The sequence below is a fragment of the Motilibacter peucedani genome (genome assembly GCF_003634695.1).
GTDB classification, from domain to species: Bacteria; Actinomycetota; Actinomycetes; order Motilibacterales; family Motilibacteraceae; genus Motilibacter; species Motilibacter peucedani.
Genome location: NZ_RBWV01000012.1, coordinates 301,296 through 322,492, shown reverse-complemented (window position 1 = coordinate 322,492; position 21,197 = coordinate 301,296). Strand labels below are relative to the sequence as shown.

Annotated in this window: 16 protein-coding genes; 7 read left to right on the top strand and 9 right to left on the bottom strand. The window is 72.6% G+C overall.

The annotated features are described in order from the left end of the window. Positions 1-18: 18 nt before the first annotated feature. Positions 19-2,154 carry an MMPL family transporter gene (locus CLV35_RS12385; protein ID WP_121193784.1) on the bottom strand — a complete coding sequence of 712 codons (2,136 nt, stop codon included), beginning with the start codon at positions 2,152-2,154 and terminating at the stop codon, positions 19-21. 44 nt (positions 2,155-2,198) lie between these two features. Here CLV35_RS12385 and lipB point away from each other — a divergent pair, with 44 nt between their 5' ends. After that, on the top strand, positions 2,199-2,834 hold the full coding sequence (lipB, locus tag CLV35_RS12380; RefSeq protein ID WP_121193783.1) for a lipoyl(octanoyl) transferase LipB: 636 nt from the start codon (positions 2,199-2,201) through the stop codon (positions 2,832-2,834). Here the strand turns inward: lipB and CLV35_RS12375 are convergent. Further along, positions 2,812-3,747: an LLM class F420-dependent oxidoreductase gene (locus CLV35_RS12375; protein ID WP_121193929.1), complete on the bottom strand. Its 936-nt coding sequence runs from the start codon at positions 3,745-3,747 to the stop codon at positions 2,812-2,814. The genes lipB and CLV35_RS12375 overlap by 23 nt on opposite strands. A 63-nt stretch (positions 3,748-3,810) precedes the next feature. Here CLV35_RS12375 and lipA point away from each other — a divergent pair, with 63 nt between their 5' ends. Both lipA and CLV35_RS12365 read left to right on the top strand, forming a co-directional pair. Then, a complete protein-coding gene (lipA, locus tag CLV35_RS12370) occupies positions 3,811-4,743 on the top strand; it encodes a lipoyl synthase (RefSeq protein WP_121193782.1) in 933 nt (310 codons plus the stop codon). Positions 4,744-4,800: 57 nt separating this feature from the next. Continuing rightward, positions 4,801-5,496, top strand: a complete 696-nt coding sequence (locus tag CLV35_RS12365; RefSeq protein WP_231121753.1) for a DUF4191 domain-containing protein — start codon at positions 4,801-4,803, stop codon at positions 5,494-5,496. 34 nt (positions 5,497-5,530) lie between these two features. On the opposite strand, the gene CLV35_RS12360 is transcribed toward CLV35_RS12365, so the two are convergent. Further along, entirely contained in the window at positions 5,531-6,007 is a 477-nt protein-coding gene (locus tag CLV35_RS12360) for an RDD family protein (protein WP_121193781.1), read from the bottom strand. 148 nt (positions 6,008-6,155) lie between these two features. On the opposite strand from CLV35_RS12360, the gene glnA reads away from it, so the two are divergent. Then, complete coding sequence (gene glnA / locus CLV35_RS12355) at positions 6,156-7,580, top strand: type I glutamate--ammonia ligase (protein WP_121193780.1); 1,425 nt, start codon at positions 6,156-6,158, stop codon at positions 7,578-7,580. Positions 7,581-7,699: 119 nt separating this feature from the next. Here glnA and CLV35_RS12350 read toward each other — a convergent pair whose 3' ends face one another. From CLV35_RS12350 to CLV35_RS12335, 4 genes are all read right to left on the bottom strand, one after another. After that, on the bottom strand, positions 7,700-8,344 hold the full coding sequence (locus CLV35_RS12350) for a response regulator (protein ID WP_121193779.1): 645 nt from the start codon (positions 8,342-8,344) through the stop codon (positions 7,700-7,702). After that, positions 8,341-9,510, bottom strand: a complete 1,170-nt coding sequence (locus CLV35_RS12345; protein WP_231121752.1) for a sensor histidine kinase — start codon at positions 9,508-9,510, stop codon at positions 8,341-8,343. The genes CLV35_RS12350 and CLV35_RS12345 overlap by 4 nt, the downstream gene beginning before the upstream one ends. 3 nt (positions 9,511-9,513) lie before the next feature. Next, on the bottom strand, positions 9,514-11,628 hold the full coding sequence (locus CLV35_RS12340) for an MMPL family transporter (RefSeq protein ID WP_121193778.1): 2,115 nt from the start codon (positions 11,626-11,628) through the stop codon (positions 9,514-9,516). A gap of 126 nt (positions 11,629-11,754) precedes the next feature. Next, the gene (locus CLV35_RS12335) at positions 11,755-12,573 is read right to left on the bottom strand and encodes a class I SAM-dependent methyltransferase (RefSeq protein ID WP_121193777.1); all 819 of its coding nucleotides are present in this window, start codon (positions 12,571-12,573) and stop codon (positions 11,755-11,757) included. A gap of 80 nt (positions 12,574-12,653) precedes the next feature. Here CLV35_RS12335 and CLV35_RS12330 point away from each other — a divergent pair, with 80 nt between their 5' ends. From CLV35_RS12330 to codA, 3 genes are all read left to right on the top strand, one after another. Continuing rightward, complete coding sequence (locus tag CLV35_RS12330; RefSeq protein ID WP_121193776.1) at positions 12,654-13,808, top strand: winged helix DNA-binding domain-containing protein; 1,155 nt, start codon at positions 12,654-12,656, stop codon at positions 13,806-13,808. Positions 13,809-13,899: 91 nt separating this feature from the next. Further along, positions 13,900-15,330 (top strand): purine-cytosine permease family protein, encoded by a 1,431-nt coding sequence (locus CLV35_RS12325; RefSeq protein WP_121193926.1) that lies wholly within the window; start codon positions 13,900-13,902, stop codon positions 15,328-15,330. Next, the gene (codA, locus tag CLV35_RS12320; protein ID WP_121193925.1) at positions 15,327-16,625 is read left to right on the top strand and encodes a cytosine deaminase; all 1,299 of its coding nucleotides are present in this window, start codon (positions 15,327-15,329) and stop codon (positions 16,623-16,625) included. The genes CLV35_RS12325 and codA overlap by 4 nt, the downstream gene beginning before the upstream one ends. Here codA and CLV35_RS12315 read toward each other — a convergent pair. After that, positions 16,622-18,442 (bottom strand): putative bifunctional diguanylate cyclase/phosphodiesterase, encoded by a 1,821-nt coding sequence (locus CLV35_RS12315; protein WP_121193775.1) that lies wholly within the window; start codon positions 18,440-18,442, stop codon positions 16,622-16,624. The two genes, codA and CLV35_RS12315, sit on opposite strands and share 4 nt — an antisense overlap. A 186-nt stretch (positions 18,443-18,628) precedes the next feature. After that, positions 18,629-21,187: a beta propeller repeat protein gene (locus CLV35_RS12310; protein WP_121193774.1), complete on the bottom strand. Its 2,559-nt coding sequence runs from the start codon at positions 21,185-21,187 to the stop codon at positions 18,629-18,631. Positions 21,188-21,197 lie beyond the last annotated feature (10 nt).

Below are 21,197 nucleotides of genomic sequence, written 5' to 3'. Positions count from 1 at the left end.
CGCCGCCCCGGCGACGGGTCAGGAGCGGGAGGGCAGCGGCTCCTCCGCCCGCCTGCGGGCGATGTGGAACGGCCACCAAGTGGTCTCGCCCAGACCTCGCACGACGGCGGGCACGAGCAGCGAGCGCACGACGAGGGTGTCGAGCAGCACGCCGAACGCGACCGCGAAGCCGACCTCGGCCAGGAAGACCACGGGCAGCACTGCCAGCGCGGCGAAGGTCGCTGCGAGCACCAGGCCCGCCGAGGTGATCACGCCGCCGGTGACCGAGAGGCCCCGCAGGATGCCCTCGCGCGTCGGGTGGGCGTGCGACTCCTCCCGCACGCGGGTCATCAGGAAGATGTTGTAGTCGATGCCGAGGGCGACCAGGAAGATGAAGGCGAAGAGCGGGAAGCCCTGGTCCTCGCCGGCGAAGCCGAAGACGTGGTGGAACACCAGCCCGCACACGCCGAGCGTCGCCAGGAACGAGAGCACGACGCTGGCCACCAGCAGCACCGGCGCCACCAGCGAGCGCAGCAGCAGCACGAGGATGACGAAGATCACCACGAGCACCGACGGGATGATGATGCGGTTGTCGCGGGCCGACTCGGTCGCGACGTCGTAGGCGATGGCCGACGGGCCGCCGACGAGCACGTCCTTGCCGATGGAGTCGAGGCTGGAGCGCAGCCGGGTGACGGTCTTCTGCGCCGCGCGGGTGTCGGCACCGTCGGTCAGCGTGGCGAACACCTGCACCTTGCCGTCGAGCACCTTCGGCTGGCCCTGCGGGCTGCCGTCCTGCGTGACGACGGTCGCGGTGGAGACGCCCTTGTCGGCCTTCACCGTGTCGACGATGCGCTGGAGGTCGGCCTGGGGCCCGATGACGCTGGTGGGCGCTCCGTCACCGGCGGGGAAGTGCCGCTCGAAGACCTCCTGGCCGACGACCGCGTCGTTGCTGGTGGTGAACGAGTCGGCCTGCGTGATGCCGTTGGCGTCGAGCTTGCCGGAGAAGCCGGCCAGCACGGCCAGCACGACCAGGGTCACGAGCGCGACGGCGCGGGCGCGGCGACCGACGAGGTCGGCCACCCGGCCCCAGACGCCGTGGCCCATGGTGAGCTGCTCGTCGTGGCGCGGCACGAACGGCCAGAACCAGTAGCGGCCGGCGAGGACCAGCAGCGCCGGCAGGAACGTGAGCATCGAGAGCATGGCGCAGGCGATGCCCACGGCCGCGACGGGGCCGAGGGCCTTGTTGGAGGCGAGGTCGGAGAGCAGCAGGCACAGCAGGCCGAGGATGACGGTGGCCCCGCTGGCCAGGATCGGCGGGAAGGCGGCCCGCAGCGCCACGCGCATCGCGACGGCGGAGCTCTCGTGGACGTGCAGCTCCTCGCGGAACCGGCTGATGAGCAGCAGGGCGTAGTCGGTGCCTGCGCCGAACACCAGCACCAGCAGGATGCCGGAGCTCTGGCTGTTGACGGTGAGCACGTCGTTCTTGGCGATCAGGTAGACGACGCCCTGGGCCGCGCCCAGCGCGAGGCCTGCGGCCGCGAGCACGGGCAGGAACACCGGGCTGCGGTAGACCAGCAGCAGGATGACCAGGACCACCGCGCCGGCGGTGAGGAGCAGCTTGCCGTCGATGCCCTCGAACGCCTTGGAGAACTCGGCCGACAGGCCGCCCGTGCCGGTCACCCAGGAGTCGAGGCCCTGCACCCGGGAAGCCCGGTCGATGCCCTTGACCGGCTCCGTGACGTCGAAGCCGTCCTCGCCCGAGAGCGGCACGACGGTCTGCGCCGCCTTGCCGTCCTTCGAGACGACCAGCGGGCTCGGCTTCCCGGCCAGGTCCGGCACCTCGCCGATGCGGGTCACCGCCGCCTGCAGCGCCGTCTCGTCCTCGGCGGTCAACCCGGAGTCGCGCTGCCAGACGACGACGGTCGGCACCGTCTGGGCGCCGGCGAACCGGGTCTCCAGGTCGAGCGACTTGGTCGACTCCGCCGACTTCGGCAGGTAGGCCGAGGCGTTGTCCTTGGTGACGTCGCTCAGCTTGCCGCCCAGCGAGCCGAGCACGCCGCCCAGGACGAGCCACACCAGCACCACGCCGATGCCCGCCGCCAGCCGCACGAGCGTGGAAGGGCCGCGTTCGGAGGACGATGTCCCCGGTGAACCAAGATCGAGTCCCGTCGCCATGCGCGCCAGCCTAGGGCCAGGGACCGACACGTACGCTCGTGAATATGCCGCACGAGCCGCTCCGCCTGGTCCGTGCCGGTCTGGTGGACTACGCCGACGCGTGGGAGCGCCAGCGGGCTCTCCACGCCGCGGTCGTCGCGGGCCACGCGCCCGACACCGTCCTGCTGCTCGAGCACCCCCCGGTCTACACCGCCGGCAAGCGCACGGCGTGGTACGACCGGCCCACCGACGGCACGCCCGTCGTCGAGGTGGACAGGGGCGGCCGCATCACCTGGCACGGCCCCGGGCAGCTCGTCGGCTACCCGATCGTCGCGCTGCCCCACCCCGTCGACGTCGTGGCGCACGTGCGCCGCCTCGAGGAGGTCGTGCAGCGCACGTGCGCCGACCTCGGCCTCGAGACCGGCCTCGTCGACGGTCGCACCGGCGTGTGGGTCGAGCAGGGCGCGCGCAAGGTCGCCGCGATCGGCTGCCGCGTCGCCAAGGGCGTGAGCATGCACGGCTTCGCGATCAACTGCGACAACGACCTCAGCGCCTACGACCGGATCGTGCCCTGCGGCATCGACGACGCCGGCGTGACGACGCTGAGCGCCGAACTGGGCCGCCACGTGGGCGTCGGAGACGTGCTGCCCCTGGTCGAGGGGCACCTGCGCGAGGTGCTCAGCCGCGCAGCTGCGGCATGACCTCGGAGGCCACCAGCTCGAGGTGGTCGAGGTCGGAGAGGTCGAGCAGTTGGAGGTAGGCGCGCGTCGCGCCCAGCGCGCCGAAGCGGCCCAGCTTGTCGACCACCTCGGCCACCGTGCCGCCCAGGCCGTTGGCGCGCAGCTCGTCGGCGTCGCGCCCGATGGCCGCCGCCCGCCGCGCCACCTCGGCGTCGTCGCGCCCGCAGCACAGCACCTGGGCCGCCGAGTAGGTCATCGAGCCCGCGTCGCGCCCGGCCGCCGCGACGGCCGCACGGACCCGCTCGAACTGCGCGGCGGTGTCGTCCTCGCTGTGGAACGGCATGTTGAACTCGTCGGCGAAGCGGGCCGCCAGCGCGGGCGTGCGCCGCTTGCCGCCGCCGCCCACGAGCACGGGCGGGCGCGGCGACTGCGCCGGCTTCGGCAGGGCCGGCGAGTCGGTGAACGTGTAGTAGCGCCCGTCGAAGGAGTACGTCTCGCCGGCCGGCGTCTCCCACAGCCCGACGATCGCCTCGAGCTGCTCCTCGTAGCGGTCGAACCGCTCGCCCAGGGCGGGGAACGGCAGGCCGTAGGCGGTGTGCTCCTGCTCGTACCACCCGGCGCCGAAGCCGAACTCGACCCGCCCGCCGCTCATGGCGTCGACCTGCGCGACCGCGATGGCGAGCGGGCCGGGGTGGCGGAAGGTCGCTGCCGTCATGAGGGTGCCGAGGCGCACGCGGCTGGTCTCGCGCGCCAGCCCTGCCAGCGTCACCCACGCGTCCGTGGGGCCGGGGAGCCCGTCGCCGTCGCCCATCACGAGGTAGTGGTCGGAGCGGAAGAAGGCGTCGAACCCGAGGTCCTCGGTCGCGCGCACGACGCGCAGGAGGTCGTCGTAGGTCGCACCCTGCTGGGGCTCGGTGAAGATGCGGAGGTCCACGCAGCGCACCGTACCCACCGGCTCCGACGGGCACGTGGGCGACCGGCACGTACGCTGGGCGGCATGACCACGGTCGCGCCCGAGGGACGCAAGCTGCTCCGGATCGAGGCCCGCAACGCCGAGACGCCCATCGAGCGCAAGCCCGAGTGGATCAAGACCCGGCTGCGCACCGGCCCTGAGTTCACCGAGCTCAAGGGCCTCGTCAAGCGCGAGGGCCTGCACACGGTGTGCGAGGAGGCCGGCTGCCCGAACATCTACGAGTGCTGGGAGGACCGCGAGGCCACGTTCCTCATCGGCGGCGACCAGTGCACCCGGCGCTGCGACTTCTGCCAGATCGCCACCGGCAAGCCGCTGGCGCTCGACCGCGACGAGCCGCGCCGCGTGGCCGAGTCCGTGGCCACGATGGGCCTGCGCTACGCGACGATCACCGGTGTCGCCCGCGACGACCAGCCCGACGGCGGCGCGTGGCTCTACGCCGAGACCGTCCGCCAGGTCCACGAGCTCAACCCGGGCACCGGTGTCGAGGTGCTGATCCCCGACTTCAACGGCGTCCCCGAGCAGCTCGCCGAGGTCTTCGGCTCGGCGCCCGAGGTGCTGGCGCACAACGTCGAGACGGTCCCGCGCATCTTCAAGCGCATCCGCCCCGGCTTCCGCTACGAGCGCTCGCTCGACGTCATCACCCAGGCCCGCGCCGCCGGGCTGGTGACGAAGTCGAACCTCATCCTCGGCATGGGCGAGACCCGCGAGGAGGTCTCCGAGGCGCTGCGCGACCTGCACGCGGCCGGCTGCGAGCTGATCACCATCACGCAGTACCTCCGCCCGAGCCCGCTGCACCACCCCGTCGAGCGGTGGGTCAAGCCCGAGGAGTTCGTCGAGCTCAACGCCGAGGCCGAGGCCGTGGGCTTCGCCGGCGTGCTCTCCGGCCCGCTGGTGCGCTCGTCCTACCGCGCAGGCCGGCTCTACGCCCAGGCGGTCGAGGCGCGCACCTCGGCCTGAGCGGGCGCCGTCGGGTACGCGGCGCTGAGCGGCCCGCGGGCCCGTACCCTGGTGCGCATGGCGCGCGCGATGGACCCCGGACCGGCCCCCAAGAAGCAACGCTTCGCGACTGCTCGGCAGATCGTCCAGGCGTACTCGATGACCCGCAAGACCGACCGCTGGATCGGCGCCTGGGTCCTCGGCACGTTCGTGGCCGTCCTGGCCGTGTTCGTCGTGCTGGGCATCGTGTTCGACCACCCGGTCTACCTCTCGATCGTCGGCATCCCGTTCGCGGTGCTGTCGGCCCTGATCGTGTTCGGGCGCCGCGCCGAGAAGGCCGCCTACGCGACGGTCGAGGGCCAGCCCGGCGCAGCGGCCGCCGTGCTCAACCAGCTCAAGCGCGGCTGGACCGTGCAGCCCGCGGTGGCCGCGACGCCCAAGCAGGACATCGTCCACCGGGCCATCGGCCGCCCGGGCATCGTGCTGGTCGGCGAGGGCTCGCCGCAGCGGGTCGGCACCCTGCTCGCGCAGGAGCGCAAGAAGCTCGGCCGCGTCGCCCCGGACGCACCGGTCATCGACTTCCAGGTCGGCAGCGGCGAGGGTCAGATCTCGCTCAAGGAGTTCCAGCGCAAGCTGGTCAAGCTCCCGCGCATCCTGCAGCCCTCGCAGGTCGCCGACGTGGAGCGACGCATCTCGGCGCTGAGCTCGCTCGGCATGCAGGTGCCGAAGGGTCCGCTGCCCAAGGGGATGCGCGCACCGCGCCAGATGCGCTGACGACGCCGTCGCCCACGCGTCGACGCGCGAGCCGTCAGCTGCGGACGAGCACCGTACCGGCGGCCTTGTCGTGCATGCCGCGGCCGTCACCGTCCCAGACGACCGCGGGCACCACCAGGCACAGCAGCAGCTGACGGAGCAGGACGCGCAGCGGGCGCAGCCGCCGCGGGCGCGCGTCGACGAGCTGCATCCGCAGGGCGGCGTGGCCGAGGCTGCGTCCCGTGGTCGCGAGCAGCGCGGTCGTCAGCACCGCGAAGACGGCGAGCACGAGCCAGCCGTAGGCGCGGTCGGAGGTGTGCGTACCGGTCGCCAGCACGAGCAGGCTGGCGGCGAGCCAGTCGACGACCAGGGCGAGCAGCCGGCGCCCGACGGGCGCGATCGATCCCGGTCCCTCGGCCGGCAGGCCCAGTCGCTCCCCGCGCGGGGCGAAGACGACGCCGTCGGCCTGAGCGGCCGCGCGCGGCCCCTCGAGCCAGGAACCCAGTGCACGACGGTCGACGGGAGCTGCCATGCGACCAGGCTACTGTCGGGTCCGAGCCGCGGCACCAGGAGCAGCGGCGGGTCCGTAACACACCGGAAACAACCGGGTCACCGACGCGCAATCCGCCGTGCCTACCTTTCCGCACAGCGGCGTCGGACCGCGGCAACCAGGAGGGTGCATGTTCAGCAACGCGGACGAGGTCACGTCCTACATCGCAGCGAACGACGTCAAGTTCGTCGACGTCCGGTTCTGCGACCTGCCGGGCGTCATGCAGCACTTCAACGTGCCGGCGCAGTCCGTCGACGAGAGCTTCTTCACCGAGGGCCAGATGTTCGACGGGTCCTCGATCCGCGGCTTCCAGGCGATCCACGAGTCGGACATGAAGCTCATCCCCGACGTGACGAGCGCGTTCATCGACCCGTTCCGCGCCGAGAAGACGCTGGTCCTCAACTTCTCGATCGTCGACCCCTACACCGGCGAGCCCTACAGCCGCGACCCGCGCCAGATCGCCGCGAAGGCTGAGGCCTACCTCCGCGGCACCGGCATCGCCGACACCGCGTTCTTCGCCCCCGAGGCCGAGTTCTACATCTTCGACGACGTCCGCTTCGAGACCAAGCAGAACGCCGGCTACTACTTCATCGACTCGATCGAGGGCGCCTGGAACACCGGCCGGGTCGAGGAGGGCGGCAACCTCGGGCACAAGACGCCCTACAAGGGCGGCTACTTCCCCGTGGCCCCGGTCGACCACTACTCCGACCTGCGCGACCAGATGGTCGTGGCGCTCGACGAGCTGGGCCTCCAGGTCGAGCGTTCGCACCACGAGGTCGGCACCGCCGGCCAGGCCGAGATCAACTACCGCTTCGACAGCCTGGCGAAGTCGGCCGACAAGGTCATGCTGTTCAAGTACGTCATCAAGAACGTCGCACACGCCCACGGCAAGACCGTGACCTTCATGCCGAAGCCGCTCTTCGGCGACAACGGCTCGGGCATGCACGTGCACCAGTCGCTCTGGAAGGACGGCGCGCCGCTGTTCTACGACGAGCTCGGCTACGGCGGGCTGTCCGACACGGCCCGCTGGTACGTCGGTGGCCTGCTCCACCACGCGCCCAGCCTGCTCGCGTTCACGAACCCGACGGTGAACTCCTACCACCGCCTGGTGCCGGGCTACGAGGCGCCGGTCAACCTGGTCTACTCCGCCCGCAACCGCTCGGCCTGCATCCGCATCCCGGTCACGGGCTCGAACCCGAAGGCCAAGCGCATCGAGTTCCGGGTGCCCGACCCGTCGAGCAACCCCTACCTCGCGTTCTCGGCGATGCTGATGGCGGGCATCGACGGCATCAAGAACAAGATCGAGCCGCCGACGCCGATCGACAAGGACCTCTACGAGCTGCCCCCCGAGGAGCACGCGGAGATCGCCCAGGTCCCCGGCTCGCTCGGCGAGGTGCTCGACCGGCTCGAGGCCGACCACGACTACCTCACCGAGGGCGGCGTGTTCACCGAGGACCTGATCGAGACCTGGATCGCCTACAAGCGCGCCAACGAGATCGACCCGATCCGCCTGCGCCCGCACCCGCACGAGTTCGAGATGTACTTCGACATCTGACCGGTGGAGGCCACTCGGCCTCTCACTGCCGTACGCACGAGCCGGCCCTCGCCCCGCACCCCCTCACGGGATGGCGCGGCGGGGGCCGGACCCGTACGGTGGCGCCGCAGCCGGAGCGCCTAGAGCAGGCCGGCCTCGTACGCGGCGATCACGAGGTGGACCCGGTCGCGGACGCCCATCTTCGCGAGGATGCGGGCCACGTGCGTCTTGGCGGTGAGCGGGCTCACGACCAGCTCCGACGCGATCTCCTGGTTGGTGAGGCCCGCGGCGACCAGCTGGAGGACCTCGCGCTCGCGCGTGGTCAGGCTGGCCAGCCGTTCGTGCGCGGGAGCGTCAGGGCGGCTCAGTGCACGGGTGATGACCGCCTTCGTCGCGCCGGGCGAGAGCAACGAGTCCCCCGCCGCGACGGTGCGGACGGCGTCCAGCAGCGCCTCCGGAAGCGTGTCCTTGGGCAGGAAGCCGCACGCTCCCGCGCGCAGGCCGCGCAGGACGTTCGTGTCGTTCTCGAACGTGGTCAGGATCAGCACCTTGCTCCCGCGCGAGCGATCGTCCGCGGAGATCTGCCGGGTCGCCTCGATGCCGTCGGTGCCCGGCATCCGGATGTCCATCAGGACGACGTCGGGGCGCAGCTCCCGCACGAGCATCACCGCCTCGTCGCCGGTGCCGGCCTCCCCGACGACGCTCATGTCGTCGACGGAGCCGACCAGCAGTGCGAACGCGCCGCGCACCAGGGCCTGGTCGTCGGCGAGCAGGACGCGGATCACGACGGCACCCGCAAGACCTGCGGCAGCGGGAGGCTGGCGCGGACCTCGAACCCGCCGGACTCCCCCGGCCCGGCGGACAGCTCGCCGCCGACGGCCTGCGCCCGCCCGGTCATCCCGAGGATCCCGAAGCCGGCCGGCGTCAGGTTCGAGCTCGGTCGCGCCGTTCCGCGGTCGACGACCGCGATGCGCAGCCGGTCGCCGTCGCGGTCGAGCCGGACGGTCGCGTGCGTCGCCGTCGAGTGCCGGACGACGTTGATGAGCGACTCCTGGATGATCCGGTAGGCCACGACGGAGACCGTCGACGGTAGCGCCTCCGGCAGCGCGTCGGCCTGCACCTCCACCCGGAGGTCCGCCGCCTCGGCCATCTCCACCAGGCGCTGCAGCTCGCCGAGGTGGGGCGCCGGCTCGGTCGGCTCGACCTCGCCGCCGTGCAGCAGGTCCAGGACGACGCGGAGCTCGTGCAGCGTGGCCCGGCTCGTGTCCGACAGGTGGTGCAGCGTGGTCGAGAGCTCCTGCAGCGTGGCGTCCCCGCGCCCGGGCAGCTGGTCGATGAGGTGCGCAGCGACCGACGCCTGGACGTTGGCGACCGCGAGGCCGTGCGCGAGCACGTCGTGCAGCTCGGCAGCGATCAGGACCCGCTCCTCGGCGACGCGCCGCTCGACCTCGTCGGCTCGCTCCCGCTCGAGCCGCGCGGTGTCCGCAGCCTTCCAGTTCCTGTAGAAGCGGACCGCCAGCCCCGCGAAGAAGGCCACGAACAGCCAACCGACGGCGATGAGCGCGTACCTGGTCTGCCCCGACGCCGCGACCACCGGCAGCAGCACCGCGGCCACCGCCACTAGTGCGGAGTAGGCAGGACGGGGTAGCTCGCTGTAGCGCGCCGCCGTGAACGCCGCCACGAGCAGGGCCGGCATCGTGGCCTCGTGCGGATAGTCGAGGATGTGGTAGGGCGTCGACACGGCGAGGACCGCGAGGACGACGGCGATCGGCCGACGCCGGCGGCCCAGCAACGGCGCCGACATCGCTCCCAGGAGTGCGACCGCCCACAGGTCCACGCTCCGCTCGTCCTCGACCAGGAGCGCCTCGAGCGTGACGGCGACGACGACGCCGAGCACGAACGCGCCCGCCGCCAGCAGCCGGTCGGCTGCGGGCGGCCGGAGCGCCATCATGGTTCACACGAGGTCATGGGCACGGTCCTGTCCCTTGCGCCACAGGTTGCTGGGCCACCAGGTCCACGAGCCCAACGACATCGTCAGTGCCGGGACCACGACGGAGCGCACCAGCACGGTGTCGACGAGCACGCCGACGGCGACCAGTATCCCGATCTCGACGAGTTGGACGAGCGGCAACGAGGCGAGCACCGCGAACGTCGCCGCCAGCACCACGCCGGCTGAGGTGATCACCCCACCGGTCATGGCGAGGCCGCGCTTCGTGCCCGCGACGGTGCCGTGCCGCGCGGACTCCTCGCGCACCCGGGTCATCAGGAAGATGTTGTAGTCGACACCGAGAGCGACCAGGAAGAGGAAGCCGATCAGCGGCACCGACGCCTCCAGCCCGGCGAACCCGAGCACGTGCTCGAAGACCAGGGTGCACAGGCCGAGAGCCCCGAAGAACGACACCACCACGGTGGCGACCAGCACCAGCGGAGCCACGACCGCTCGCAGCAGCAGGCCCAGGATGCCGAGCACCACCAGCAGGATCAGCGGCATCACCACGGTGCGGTCGCTCGAGTTGGCCGAGGCCTCGTCGAGCCGCTCGGCGCTCGGCCCGCCCACCAGCACCGATCCCCCGCCGATGTCACGCACGGCTGCCCGCAGTCGGTGGATCGTGGCCGTCTCACCCGCGCTGTCCGGCGGGTCGACCGGGGTCACGGAGATCTCCGCCCAGTCGTCGCCGGCTCGGCCGAGCTCGGCTCCGGCCACCCCCGGCGTGCTCGTGACGGCGGCGAGGACCTCTCGGCTCTGGCCGGGTCGACTCATCACGGTGAGCGGCTGCCCGCTCTCGGAGGGGTAGCGCGCCTCGACCAGCCGCGCACCGACCACCGACTCCGGTGTCGAACGCGCGAACTGGTCCAGCTGCGGGAGCGAGCCGCTGGCCCCCACCGTGCCCAGCGCGAGCCCGCCGAGGACCACCAGCGGCACTGCCCAGCTCACGACGCGGCGGCGAGCGACCAGCTGGGCGAGCCGGCCCCATCGAGAGCCGGACGCGTGGGCGTCGTCCCCGAGCCGCGGCACGAAGGGCCAGAAGACCCGGCGCCCGAGCACCACCAGCAGGGCGGGGAACAACGTCAGCATGACGAGCATCGCGGACCCGATGCCCGCTGCACCCACTGGCCCGAGACCGCTGGTGCTGTTGAGGTCCGCGAAGAGCAGGCACAGCAGGCCGGCCACGACCGTCGCCGCCGAGGCGAGGACCGCCGGGCCGGCTCCGCGCAGCGCAGCCTGCATGGCGTCGACCGGGTGCTCGAAGCGGTGCAGCTCCTCGCGGTACCTCGACACGAGGAGCAGCGCGTAGTCCGTGCCCGCGCCGAAGACCAGGACGATCAGCAGCGCCGAGCTCATGCTGGTCACGGTGATGTCGAAGGCCTGGGTGAGCGCGTAGACGACACCCATCGAGAGGACCGCCGCGGCGCCGACCGCCGCCAGGGGGACCAGCCACAGCACCGGACTCCGGTAGGTCAATACCAGCAGGACTGCGACCACAGCGGCGGTGGCGAGCAGCAACGTCGAGTCGACGGAGTCGAAGACCTCGTCCATGTCGGACCCGATCGCGGTAGGACCGGTGACGTAGGCGTCCAGCCCGGTCGGCCGGTCGGCGAGCAGGTCGCGGGCTGCCGTGGTGGCGGCAGCCTCGTCGTCCACCGACGCGTGGTCGAGCGGCAGCGCGTACATCAGGGCCGTGCCGTCGTCGGAGTCGACGATGGCGGGAGCCGCTGCGGTGCCGTCGCCGAACCGCTGCGCCAGCGCGGCCTGCCCGCGCTCGACCGCTTCCCGGTCACCGGGCCGGAGGCCGCCGGGTCGTTGGTAGACGACCACGAACAGTCCGTTCTCGCCGCCGGGCAGCTGGGCCTCGGCCTGGAGCACCTTGGTCGACTGGGCGCTGGCCGGCAGGTAGTCGACCTGGCCGTCGCGGGTCACCGAGCCGAGCTTGCCGGCGAGCGAGGTGCCGGCCAGCAGGAGCCCGACCCACACGGCGAGCACGAGCCACGGCAGGACGGTCTTGGTGCGTGACCTCCGCGGTCTGCTGTCGGCGGCGGAGCGGGCGGGCGTCTTCACGGTCGAAGTCATGACAGCCAGGCTGCCGAGCGGGCGCGGGTGACGCGTCTGCCCAGGGCAGGCACTTCGGCGTACTCCGAGCGGAGTACGCCGCGGTGCGCCGCTGCTGCCGACCCTCCGTGCGTGGCCGCAGGGCGGTCACGCCCGCGCGAGCACCTCGCCGTGCAGCAAGGAGAACCAGCCGTCCGCCTCCGCTGCCCAGGCGCGCCAGGCCGCGGACACCTCGTCGAGCACCGACTGCGGGGTGCCCTCCGCGAGCAGCTGCTCGGTCATGGCGGAGTGCAGGATCCGGTCGGCCCACATGCCGCCCCACCACTCGCGGTCCTCGGGCGTCGCGAAGCACCACGTCGACGACGAGGCGGTCACGTCGGAGAAGCCTGCCGCGTGCGCCCACGACAGCAGCCGGCGGCCGGCGTCGGGCTCGCCGCCGTTGCGCCGCGCGGCACCCAGGTAGAGCTCCAGCCAGGTGTCCAGGCCCGGCGAGGCCGGGAACCACGTGAACGCCGAGTAGTCGCTGTCGCGCACGGCGACGATGCCGCCCGGCCGGCACACCCGGCGCATCTCGCGCAGCGCCTGCACGGGGTCGCCGACGTGCTGCAGCACCTGGTGCGCGTGGACGACGTGGAAGCTGTCGTCCGCGAAGTCGAGCGCGTGCACGTCGCCCACCGCGAAGTCCACGTTGCCGACCGAGCGCCGCTGCACCTCCTGGCGGGTCAGGTCGACCGCCTGCTCCGAGGTCTCGAGCGCGGTCACCGACCCGGCGGGTACGCGCGTGGCGAGGTCGGCGGTGATCGTGCCTGGCCCCGACCCGACGTCCAGGACCCGGTCCCCCGGTCGCAGGTGCGGCAGCAGGTAGGCGGCGGAGTTCTCGGCGGTGCGCCAGCGGTGCGAGCGCAGCACCGCCTCGGCGTGGCCGTGGGTGTAGGTGGCGGTGTCCTTCGGTCGTGGAGTCTCCATGAGCGCAGGCTAGCCCGGGTGTCTCATCCAGCGGGATGACGTCTCAGCTAGTGATACGGCTGTCAGACCGCAGGGGCAGGATGTGCACCGTGACCGGTCCCCGCCCCCAGCTGTCGGCCCGCCGCCTCGGCCGGGCGACCCTCGCCCGCCAGCTGCTGCTGCGGCGCGAGCGCCTCGACGTCGTCGACGCGGTGCGTCGCGTGGGCGCCCTGCAGGCTCAGGAGCCGGCCTCTCCCTACCTCGCGCTCTGGAACCGCGTCGAGGCCTTCGACCCGGCCGAGCTCGACACGGCCTTCGCCGAACGGCGCCTGGTCAAGGCGACGCTGATGCGCATCACCCTGCACGCCGTCGCTGCCGCGGAGCGCGCGCCGCTGCACGCGGCGGTGCTGCGTACGCTGCGCGCCTCGCGCCTCGCTGACCGCCGCTTCACCTCCACCGGTCTCACCGCGCAGGACGCCGACGACGCGCTCCCCGAGGTGCTCGACCTGCTGCAGCAGCCGCGCACAGGGGCCGAGGTCGAGACCGCGCTCGCCGGGCACCGCGACCCCGAGACCGCGAAGCGGCTCTGGTGGGCGCTGAAGACCTACGCGCCCGTGCGCCACGCACCGACCGGCGGCTCGTGGTCGTTCGGGCGCCGGCCCGCCTACCAGGCGGCGGGCGAGGTGCCCGGCGAGTCCGAGCAGACCGCCGGCGTCGTGCACCTGGTCCGCCGCTACCTCGCGGCCTTCGGGCCGGCCACGGTCGCCGACGTGTGGGCCTTCGCCATGGTCCACCGGCCGCGGGTGCGAGCCGCTCTCGAGGCGCTCGACGACGAGCTCGTGCGCTACGAGGGCCCGTCGGGCGAGGAGCTCGTCGACCTCGCGGGCGCTGCGCTGCCTGACGAGGACGAGCCGGCACCTCCCCGGCTGCTCGGCATGTGGGACAGCGCGCTGCTGGCCCACGGGGACCGCGCCCGGGTGGTGCCGGAGGAGCACCGCCGGCTCGTCGGCCGGGTCAACGGGGACTCGCTGCCCACCCTGCTGGTGGACGGACGCGTGGCCGGGGTGTGGCGTCCGGTCGAGGGGCGCGTCGAGGCGACCGCGTTCGAGCCGCTCCCGGCCGCGGCGTGGGACGGCCTGGCCGCCGAGGCGCACGTCCTCACGGCGCTGCTCGCCGACCGCGAGCCCACCGCCTACTCCCGCTACGCGCACTGGTGGGCGAAGCTGCCCGAGGCTGCGCAGGTGCGGCTCCTCTGACTCCCAGACGGCACCCCCCGACATCTCCCCGTAACACGCCCGAGGCATCCTGCTCACCGTTGCGCCCCCGCAGGTACCGAGAGGCATGCCGATGAGCACGACGACCCGTCCCTACGCGCCCGAGCCCGCCGGCCCGGTCGAGGTCCGCGAGGGCCACTACGGCACGAAGGTCGCGGCGGTCGAGCCCGGTGGTGCCGAGGTCGTCCCGGACGACGAGCGGCACGGCTCGCCCGTCCAGCTGTTCTGGACCTGGACATCGCCCAACCTCGAGTTCGCGACCGTGTTCGTCGGCGTGCTCGGGCTGCTCGCCTTCGGGCTGAGCTTCTGGCAGGCCGTCGCCGCCATCCTGCTGGGCTCCGCGCTCGGCGGCATCACGCACGGCGTCCTCAGCGCCCGCGGCCCGTCCTTCGGCGTGCCGCAGATGGTGCTGAGCCGCCTGCCGTTCGGCTTCCGCGGCAACGTGCTGCCCGCCGGGCTCAACGCGCTCACCGCTGGTATCGGGTGGTTCGCCGTCAACAGCGTGAGCGGCGCGTTGGCCCTCGGCTCGTTGACCGACCTGCCGAACTCCCTGTGCCTGTGCATCATCGTGGCCGCGCAGCTGGCCGTCGCGTTCCTCGGCCACAACATGGTGCACGCGTTCGAGCGCTACGCGTTCCCGCTGCTCGCGGTGGTCTTCGCGGTGACGACCGTCGTCATCCTCGCCAAGTCGCACCCCGGCGCCCACGGCGGTGGCGGTGGCATCGGCGGCTTCCTCGTGCTGCTCGGCGCGACGTTCGGCTACGCCGCGGGCTGGAACCCCTACGCCTCCGACTACACCCGCTACCTCCCCCGCTCCGCCGACCGCGTCAAGGTCGGCCTCTACGCCGGCCTGGGCGTCTTCGTCTCCTGCAGCGTGCTCGAGATCGCCGGAGCGGCGTCCATGACCATCGGCGCCTACGGCAGCGGCAGCCCCACCTCCGAGTTCACCTCGCACCTCCCGACGCTGCTCGCGAAGCTCACGCTGCTCTGCATCGCGATCGGGGCGGTCTCGGCCAACGCGATCAACATCTACTCGGGCTCGATGTCGTTCCTGGCCCTGGGCGTACGCCTACCGCTGGCCCTGCGCCGCGCCATCGTCGCCGTCGGCTTCGGTGCCATCGGCTTCGTGCTGGCCCTCACCTCGCTCGACGACGCGGGTGCGAAGTACGAGAACTTCCTGCTGATCATCGCCTACTGGATCGGACCGTGGCTCGGCGTCTTCTTCGCCGACCAGTGGCTGCGCAGGGGCGGCCGGCTCGAGGGCCTGCTCTTCGACCGCACCCACAACCCGCTCGCCGGGTGGCTGGCGATGGCGGTCGGCATGGCGGTCTCCATCCCGCTGTTCTCCAACCAGACCAAGTACGTCGGCGTGGTGCCCGACCACGCCCCGAAGGTCGGCGACCTCACCTTCGAGGTCGGGTTCGTCGTCTCGCTCGCCGTCTACGTCGCGGTGCACACGTGGGAGACCCGCCGCAGCCGTACGACCTCCGCGTCAGCAGCATGAGCGAGCCCACCTCGGCAGGGCCCGTCGACCTGCTCCTGCGCCGCGCGCAGGTCGCAGGGACCGAGGGGCTCACCGACCTCGCCGTCTCGGGCGGCGTCCTCGTCGACCCGCCCGCCGATGGTCTGGCCCGCGAGACCTTCGACCTCGAGGGGCGGCTGGTCACTCCCCCGCTGGTCGAGCCGCACATCCACCTCGACGCCGTCCTCACCGTGGGCCAGCCGCGGCCCAACGTCAGCGGCTCGCTGTTCGAGGGCATCGCGGTGTGGGCCGACCGCGTCAAGGACCTCACCGTCGACGACGTGCTGGCCCGCACCCGCGAGGTGCTCCGCTGGCAGCTGGCCAACGGCGTCCAGCACGTCCGCACGCACGTCGACGTCTGCGACCCGGAGCTCACCGCGCTGCGCGCGATGGTCCAGCTGCGCCAAGAGGCGCGCGGGGTCGTCGACCTCCAGATCGTCGCCTTCCCGCAGCTGGGCATCCTCGGCTACGACGGCGGCAAGGACCTCATGCGCCGGGCCGTCGAGCTCGGCGCCGACGTCGTCGGCGGCATCCCGCACTACGAGATGACCCGCGAGGACGGTGTCGCCTCGGTCGAGTTCGCGTTCGCGCTGGCTGAGGAGCACGGCCTGCGCGTCGACATCCACTGCGACGAGACCGACGACGAGCACTCCCGGTTCGTCGAGGTCATGGTCGCCGAGACGCTGCGGCGAGGGATGTCGGGCCGCGTCACCGCGAGCCACACCACGGCGATGGGCTCCTACGGCGCCGCCTACGCCTACCGCCTGGTCAGCAACATCGCCCGTGCGGGCCTCCACATGGTGGTCAACCCGCTCGACAACTCGGTGCTGCAGGGTCGTTTCGACACCGGGCCCGTGCGCCGGGGCCTCACCCGGGTCAAGCAGCTGCAGGAGGCCGGCGTCAACGTCGCCATCGGGCACGACTCCGTCATGGACCCGTGGTACCCCTTGGGCTACGCCGATCCCGTGCAAGCCGCGATGGTGCTGGTCCACGTCGGCCACATGAGTGGCGACGAGGAGCTGCGCCGGCTGCTGTCCATGGTGACCACGGCGCCCGCAGCGGCGCTGGGGCTCGAGGGCTACGGCATCCGTGTGGGCGGCCCGGCCGACCTCGTGGTGCACGACGCGCCCACCGAGGCCGACGCGCTGCGCCTGGTCCCTCGACGCCTGCTGGTGCTGCGCGACGGCAAGGTCGTCGCGCGTACCAGACCAGCCGAGACCACTATCGCCTGGAAGGGCGAGGAGTCGACCGTCGACTTCCTGCGACCGCAGCTCTAGGCGGAGCAGAGGGTCGTCTGCGCCAACCACTGGTCGTGCCACGCGGCGAACTGCGCGGCCGGCAGCGGTCGGCTGTGCAGGTAGCCCTGTGCCCGGTTGACGCCCAACACGCGCAACTGGTCGGCGACCTCCACCGTCTCGACGCCCTCCGCCACGACGTTGAGGTTGAAGTCCGCTGCGAGCGCGACGACCGCCCGCACGATGGCGGCGTCCCGGCTGTCGCGGCCGAGGTCCGTCACGAAGCTGCGGTCGATCTTGATGGTCTTGACGGGCAGCTGCTTGAGCCGGCCGAGCGATGAGTAGCCCGTGCCGAAGTCGTCGATGGCGATGCGGATGCCGTCGCGCGCCAGCTCGCGCAGGGCGTCGACCGCGCCCTCGTTGACGAGTGCGGTCTCGGTGACCTCGATGCGCATCAGCTCGATGGGCAGGCCGCTCGCGGCGACCTGCGCGCGCAGGCGGTCCGGGTAGCCCTCCACCTCGAGCACCGAGCCGGGGATGTTGACCGAGACCCCGAGCCGACGACCCTCTCGCAGCCACCGCGCCGTCTGCCCCGCCGCCTGGCGCACCATGCAGTCGGTCAGCGGCAGGATCAGCCCAGTCTCCTCGGCGAGGGCGACGAACTCCGCCGGCGACTGCGGCCCGAGCGTCGGGTGGTTCCACCGGGCCAGCGCCTCGACCGTGGTGACGACGCCCGTGACGAGGTCGACGCACGGCTGGTAGGCGACCGTGATGCTGCCGTCGGAGATGGCCTCGCGCAGGTCCTGCACCGCGCGCAGCCGGCGCGAGGGGTCGAGGTCGGTCGAGGGGTCGTACCACGCGACGACGGCCCGCTGGCGCTTGGCGCGGTACATCGCCAGGTCTGCGTGGCGCAGCAGGTCGGCGACGGAGGCGCCGTCCCGCGGCGAGAGCGAGACGCCCACGCTGCCCGAGACGGTGACCGGCCCGACGGCGGTCTCGATGGGCAGTCGCAGCTGCTCGCTGACCGCCTGGACCCGCGCGCCGATCTCGTCGAGGTCGCCGCTGAGCGCCAACGCGAACTCGTCGCCGCCCAGCCGGCAGGCGAGCCCCTCGTCCGCGACGTCGCGCAGCCGCTGAGAGGTCGCCAGCAGCACCTGGTCGCCCACGTCGTGGCCCAGCGAGTCGTTGACGTCCTTGAAGTTGTCGAGGTCGAGCAGCAGCAGCGCCAGCACCGCCTCGCCGGGGCGCTCCAGCGCCGTCCCCACCCGGCTGCGGAACAGCTCACGGTCGGCGAGCCCGGTCAGGCGGTCGTGCGTCGCGCGGCGCTGCACCTCCGCCTCAGCCGCCTCGCGGCCGGCGGCGGCGGCCAGCACGTTGGCCATGGCGCGCAGGAAGGCGGTGTCGTCAGGGGTGAAGGCGGAAGGCGTACGCGCGTGGGCAGCGACGACCCAGCGGCTGCCGTCGTGCGAGGCGACCAGCACCGAGGCGCTCGAGCGCAGCCCGAGCCGCCGGAAGGTGGTGCGGCCGGGCTCGTCGAGGGACTCGGTGTCCTCGACGACGAGCGTCCCGCCGGAGCTGAGCAGCTGGGTGACCGGACCGCCGCCCATGGGCGCCGTCGATCCCACGGGCTTGTCCCAGCCGTGCACGGCGACGAACGTGAAGGCTTCTGCGCCGGGCGCCGAGCGCAAGACGTTGACGACCGGCAGGTCCAGGACGCGGGCCACGGACGCGACTGCCGTGGGCAGCAGCTCCGCGAGCGGACGGCCCGAGAGCGCGGCTTGACCGAGCTGGGCGGTGGCACGCTGCTGGGCCTCGCGCACCCGCAGCCGGCGCGCGAGGGACCTCCGCCTCCAGCGCATCAGTCCCCCTACTGCCAGCCGTCCCGTCGGCAGCACTCATCGGCCTTTGCTCCGAGCACCTGAGCAGGCGCGGTTGGGCCACCTGGGCGAGATGCGCCACGTCCACCGTCGCGGCCGCCCGACAGCCGGCCGGCCCGGACCTCGTCGAGAGGTCCGGGCCGGCCGGTCGGTCGGGTCGCAGGCGGCCTAGAGGCGCACCTTCCAGATGCCTCGACCGTGGGTGCCGACCACGACGTACCGCCCGTCCGGCGTGACGTTCAGGTCGTCGACCGCCACCGTCGGCAGACCCTTGCCCAGACGGGTCCACGTGCCCGGAGACGCCGCGGAGGTGGCGAAGACGCCGACGTCGGTGCCGACGACGAGCCATCCGCCGTCGAGCACGGCTGCTCCGGCGTGGACGTCGGGCAGGTTGCCGGTGATGTCGGTCCACGACGTACCACCGTCGTGCGACTCGAACACGTGCCCGAGCCCGCCGTCCGGGATCCAGCGCCGCGAGTAGCCGCCGTAGACCGCGTAGACGTGCGCGGCGTCGGTCGGGTCGACCTGCAGCGCAGCGACGATGCGCTGCGGGAGGTTCGGCGCCGTCACACGGTGCCAGGTGCCGCCGTAGTTGGTGTCGATGCCCGTGGCGAAGCTCGGGCTCGGGTTGCCGCCGCTGTCGATCCACCCGGCGTAGGTCACGCCGCCCTTGACCGCCAGCGCCGTCGCGACGTTCTCGCCGCCGACGGCGTCCGTGCCGAGGTCGTGCACCGGCTTCCAGTCGCACGAGTCCTCGTCGCAGGTGGTGTCCCAGCCGACCGTGTCGTCCCAGATGCGGCTGCCGCCGGACACCCAGTGCGTCGGGTCGTCGACGTCCTGCACGACCGGGGCGATGAAGCGCGCCGACGGGTCGCAGTCGGCGAAGTCGGGGTTCGACTCGCAGGTCGGCGTCGCCTGGCGGAAGGAGTGGCCGCCGTCCTGGGTGATGTACATGTCGAGGTCGACGTACTCGCCGAGCGCGTTGTCCGCGTTGCCCGGGTCGGAGATCGTCTTGCCTCCGTCACCGCCTGCCGGCTCGAGCATCGTCGGCGCCTTGTCGCCGAGCAGCAGCGAGGTGCCGTTGTCCTGCAGGCCGCCCCAGTAGGCGGTGTCCTTGCCGAGCGCGCTGGTGTCGACGCCGTAGTACTGCAGGGTGTGCAGGGTGTCGTTCGTGCTCGTCCACGAGCCGAGCCCCGTCGCGGTCAGCGGACGGCGGAACACACCGCCGTCGTTGCCCTGCCAGACCTGCCCGCCGCTGATGAGCAGCGCGTGCTGGTCGGGGTGGGTCGTCATCGGGCAGTCGTCGCCGCAGGCGAGGCCGTAGTTCCAGTAGGGCGCGATGGTCTGGAAGGTGCTGCCGCCGTTGCGCGTCTCGTAGGTCTCCTCGAGGCTCACGTAGACGTGGTCGGAGTTCTTCGGGTCGACCGCGAGCGCCTGGTTGTACCAAGCCTGCACGCCGGGGCGGTAGCCCGGGTCGGCGATGGCCGAGCCGGACGCCGCGAGCTTGTCGGTGTCGGCGATCAGCGACCACGGACCGGTGGGACGCCCGCTGCGCGAGACGAAGACGCCCTGCAGCACCGAGTCGTCACCGTCGGCCAGCCGCTCGGGCGACTCGATGATGGCGTAGAGCCGGCGCCCGTCGGAGGAGTAGGCCAGCGTCGTGCGGCCGATGTCGTCGACGTCGATGTCGCCCGTCGGCGTGATCTTGCCGAAGGTGTGGGCCGCGCCGTAGGCGGTGGACAGGTAGAACCCGTTGGCCGCCGTTCCACCGCGCCATCCCAGCACTGCCAGCACGTTCTTGCCGTGCGACCCCGGCCGGACGACCACGTCGCTGATGAACGACTGGCGGTAGGGCGAGCCGTCGGGGTTGGGGTCGGGCTTCAGCACGAGCTGCCACGCTCCGGACGCCGTGCCGGCCGCGTGGCGCCAGAGCCCGCCGCTCGTGGCGGCGTAGACGGTGCCGTAGCCGTCGAAGACCAGGCGCGAGATCGTGGTGCCGTCGAGCTCGGAGCCGCCGACCTTGGCGAAGCTGCGCGCCCGGTCGTCGGAGCGGTAGACGCCCTGGCCCATGTAGGCGTCCTGGCTGGTGTTCGACTCGCCCGTGCCGACCCACAGCGAGCGGTCGGCCTTGTCGACGGCCAGCGCGCCGATGGAGATGCTCGCCTGGTCCTGGAACACCGGCTTCCAGTGGGCACCGCCGTCGCCGGTGCGCCACACCCCGCCCATGGCGGCTCCGGCGTAGACCTGCGAGACGCCGTCACTGGCCAGAGCGGTCATGCGGCCTGCAGCGTGCCCGGTGCCCGCACCGGCGTTGGACCAGAAGGGGTCGTCGAACCCGGCCGGCTCGGAGTCGTAGGGCTGGTCGGTGACCTCCTTCCACGACCGGTTGGCGACCGGCAGGGCGTCAGCAGCCGCCTTCGCCGCCGCGAGCGCGGCGGGAGGCAGGGAGGCGGCGGGAGCGGTGCGCGCGTACGCGTACTGCTCGGCGCCGTCCATGATCTCGCTGGCCTTCTCCTCACCCGAGTCGCCGTCGCCGTCGCCCCCTTCGGAGCGCGCGAACGCGGACACCGAGGGGCCGGTCGAGGGCGAGTACCGCTGGGCGGCCGGCCACGGCGGGAGCGTGCGCCCCGGCCCTGACGCTGCGGCGGACGTGCCTACCTGGGCGCCGGCGAGGAGGGCTACCGCGCCCACCAGTGCGGCCGAGGCGCGGAGACGTGAGACGTGCATGCAGTGCCCT

Coding starts and splice junctions, on each gene's coding strand:
- codA (WP_121193925.1), top strand. CDS start 15,327: ATGAGCGAGCCCACCTCGGCAGGGCCCGTCGACCTGCTCCTGCGCCGC.
- CLV35_RS12340 (WP_121193778.1), bottom strand. CDS start 11,628: ATGACTTCGACCGTGAAGACGCCCGCCCGCTCCGCCGCCGACAGCAGA.
- CLV35_RS12365 (WP_231121753.1), top strand. CDS start 4,801: ATGGCGCGCGCGATGGACCCCGGACCGGCCCCCAAGAAGCAACGCTTC.
- CLV35_RS12315 (WP_121193775.1), bottom strand. CDS start 18,442: ATGCGCTGGAGGCGGAGGTCCCTCGCGCGCCGGCTGCGGGTGCGCGAG.
- CLV35_RS12325 (WP_121193926.1), top strand. CDS start 13,900: ATGAGCACGACGACCCGTCCCTACGCGCCCGAGCCCGCCGGCCCGGTC.
- lipA (WP_121193782.1), top strand. CDS start 3,811: ATGACCACGGTCGCGCCCGAGGGACGCAAGCTGCTCCGGATCGAGGCC.
- CLV35_RS12360 (WP_121193781.1), bottom strand. CDS start 6,007: ATGGCAGCTCCCGTCGACCGTCGTGCACTGGGTTCCTGGCTCGAGGGG.
- CLV35_RS12330 (WP_121193776.1), top strand. CDS start 12,654: ATGTGCACCGTGACCGGTCCCCGCCCCCAGCTGTCGGCCCGCCGCCTC.
- CLV35_RS12345 (WP_231121752.1), bottom strand. CDS start 9,510: ATGATGGCGCTCCGGCCGCCCGCAGCCGACCGGCTGCTGGCGGCGGGC.
- glnA (WP_121193780.1), top strand. CDS start 6,156: ATGTTCAGCAACGCGGACGAGGTCACGTCCTACATCGCAGCGAACGAC.
- lipB (WP_121193783.1), top strand. CDS start 2,199: ATGCCGCACGAGCCGCTCCGCCTGGTCCGTGCCGGTCTGGTGGACTAC.
- CLV35_RS12385 (WP_121193784.1), bottom strand. CDS start 2,154: ATGGCGACGGGACTCGATCTTGGTTCACCGGGGACATCGTCCTCCGAA.
- CLV35_RS12310 (WP_121193774.1), bottom strand. CDS start 21,187: ATGCACGTCTCACGTCTCCGCGCCTCGGCCGCACTGGTGGGCGCGGTA.
- CLV35_RS12335 (WP_121193777.1), bottom strand. CDS start 12,573: ATGGAGACTCCACGACCGAAGGACACCGCCACCTACACCCACGGCCAC.